Origin of the sequence: Xanthobacter pollutisoli, assembly GCF_040044995.1 — a bacterium.
Taxonomy (GTDB): domain Bacteria; phylum Pseudomonadota; class Alphaproteobacteria; order Rhizobiales; family Xanthobacteraceae; genus Xanthobacter.
On record NZ_JBDZDP010000064.1, the window covers coordinates 1 to 2382 of the forward strand.

The 2382-nt window shown below is 66.5% G+C and carries 2 protein-coding genes; both read left to right on the forward strand.

Annotated elements, in window-relative coordinates; genetic code table 11:
- Nucleotides 1–86 precede the first annotated feature (86 nt).
- Nucleotides 87–1598: an IS21 family transposase gene (gene istA, locus ABLE93_RS26840; RefSeq protein ID WP_348842712.1), complete on the forward strand. Its 1512-nt coding sequence runs from the start codon at nucleotides 87–89 to the stop codon at nucleotides 1596–1598.
- Nucleotides 1585–2313, forward strand: a complete 729-nt coding sequence (gene istB, locus ABLE93_RS26845; protein ID WP_348842713.1) for an IS21-like element helper ATPase IstB — start codon at nucleotides 1585–1587, stop codon at nucleotides 2311–2313. The genes istA and istB overlap by 14 nt, the downstream gene beginning before the upstream one ends.
- Nucleotides 2314–2382 lie beyond the last annotated feature (69 nt).

Sequence of the window (2382 nt, forward strand, 5' to 3'; positions counted from 1 at the left end):
TAGCGGGGTGATCGGCGTCGAAAAGGGACCCCTCATCCCGGTGGTCTAGGCCGTCCGCTTGGCGAGTGTCAGGCGGCGAGATCGGGATGTTGGTATTGGAGACGGTGTTGAGGATCCGGCGCGAACACGCGGCGGGGAAAGCCATCAAGGCAATCATGCGAGATCTGCATTTGTCTCGCAAAGTGGTGCGCAAGGCGATCCGGTCGCCGGAGGCGGACATGGGCTACCGGCGCGAGGTTCAGCCGCTACCCAAGCTGGGGCCGTTCCAGGCGCGACTGGATGGGTTGCTCGAAGAAGATGAGGCGCGACCGCGGCGCGAGAAGCTGCGCATCACGCGCATCCACGACCTGCTGCTGCGTGAGGGGTTCGACGGCTCGTATGACGCGGTACGCCGCTATGCGGCCCGCTGGCGGCAGGCACGTCGTCGGGACGTGATGAATGCACCAGCGTTCATCCCGCTGCTGTTTCGGCCGGGCGAGGCCTATCAGTTCGACTGGAGCCATGAGGACGTCGAGATCGCGGGCAAGCCGATGCGCGTGAAGGTCGCCCATGTGCGGCTGTGCGCGTCGCGGGTGATATACGTGCGGGCCTATCCTCGTGAGACGCAGGAGATGCTGTTCGACGCGCATGCGCGGGCGTTCGCCTTCTTCGGGGGCGTGCCGACACGCGGCATCTACGACAACATGAAGACGGCGGTGACGAGCGTGTTCACCGGCAAGGAGCGGGTCTTCAACCGGCGCTTCCTGGTCATGGCCAGCCACTACATGGTCGAACCGACAGCCTGCTCGCCAGCAGCCGGCTGGGAGAAAGGCCAGGTCGAGAACCAGGTGCAGACCGCACGTGGCCGGTTCTTCCAGCCGCGCCTGCGCTTTGCCAGCATCGAGGAGCTGAATGGCTGGCTTGAGGCGGAGTGCCGGCGCTGGGCTGAGCTACACCAGCATCCCGAGCAGAAAGAACTGACGGTCGCTCAGGCCTGGGCTGCGGAGCGTGGCGTGCTTCAGCCGGTCGTCGCGCCCTTCGACGGGTTCTATGAGAGCGAGCACGCGGTGAGCGGCACCTGCCTGATAAACTTCGACCGCAACCGCTACTCGGTCACGGCCAAGGCAGTGCGGCGTGCGGTTCAGGTCCGCGCCTATGCCGACCGTATCGTCGTGCGCTGCGACGGCGAGGTCGTTGCCGACCATCCCCGGTTCTTCGGACGCGACCGGACCATCTATGACCCGTGGCACTATCTGCCGGTGCTGGTGACCAAGCCGGGCGCCCTGCGCAACGGCGCGCCATTCCAGGGCTGGGAGCTGCCGCCTGCGCTGTCACGGCTGCGACGCAAGCTCGGCGCCGGCGACGATGCCGACCGGCGGTTCGTGCGGGTGCTGGCGGCGGTGCTCGACGACGGGCTGGAGGCGGTGGAAGCAGCTGCGCGCGAGGCGCTGCTGGCCGGCGTCACCAGCGACGATGTCATCCTTAACATCTTGGCCCGCAGGCGAGAACCGCCACGACCGTTGACCATTGTCACGCCCGAGGACCTGGCGCTCCGCCATCCGCCGCGTGCCGACTGTGGCCGCTACGACAGCCTGCGGGGCCTCCATGCAGCGGCATGAGATGATGAGGGCGATGGCGGGTCTCGGCCTCAAAGGCATGGCTGGCGCCTTCGACGAGACGGTGACCACCGGCCTGCAGCGCCAGCGCACGACGATGGAGATCCTGACCGACCTGCTGCGTGCCGAGGCAACCCACCGTCATGCAGCGTCGGTCCGCTACCGGATGTCGGCAGCCAGATTGCCAGCGGTGAAGGACCTGGACGCCTTCATCTTCGAGGGCACGCCCATCAACGAAGGGCTAGTGCGCTCGCTGCACAGTGGCTCGTTCCTGGCGAGTCAGCGTAACGTCGTGCTGGTCGGTGGAACGGGCACCGGCAAGACACATTTGGCCAGCGCCATCACCGCCAACGTTGTTCGGGCCGGTGCCCGCGGACACTACTTCAACACGGTCGACCTCGTGAACCGGCTCGAGGAGGAAAACCGCCTCGGCAAAGCCGGCGCGCTCGCGAAACAGCTCTCCCGCCTCGACGTCGTGGTGCTCGACGAGTTGGGCTATCTGCCGTTCGCCCGCTCAGGAGGTCAGCTGCTCTTCCATCTGGTGAGCAAGCTCTACGAGCGCACCTCGGTCATCGTTACGACGAACCTGGCCTTTGGCGAGTGGCCCACCGTTTTCGGCGACCCCAAGATGACCACCGCACTGCTCGACCGCATTACCCACCACTGCGACATCGTCGAGACCGGCAACGACAGCTGGCGCTTCAAGCACCGCAGCTGACGCCCGGGACTACCGGCAGAAGACGCTTCGCGCTGGTTGCGCCTCCGGTCGGGCTACGCCCGCCCTCCG

Coding starts and splice junctions, on each gene's coding strand:
- istA (WP_348842712.1), top strand. CDS start 87: ATGTTGGTATTGGAGACGGTGTTGAGGATCCGGCGCGAACACGCGGCG.
- istB (WP_348842713.1), top strand. CDS start 1,585: ATGCAGCGGCATGAGATGATGAGGGCGATGGCGGGTCTCGGCCTCAAA.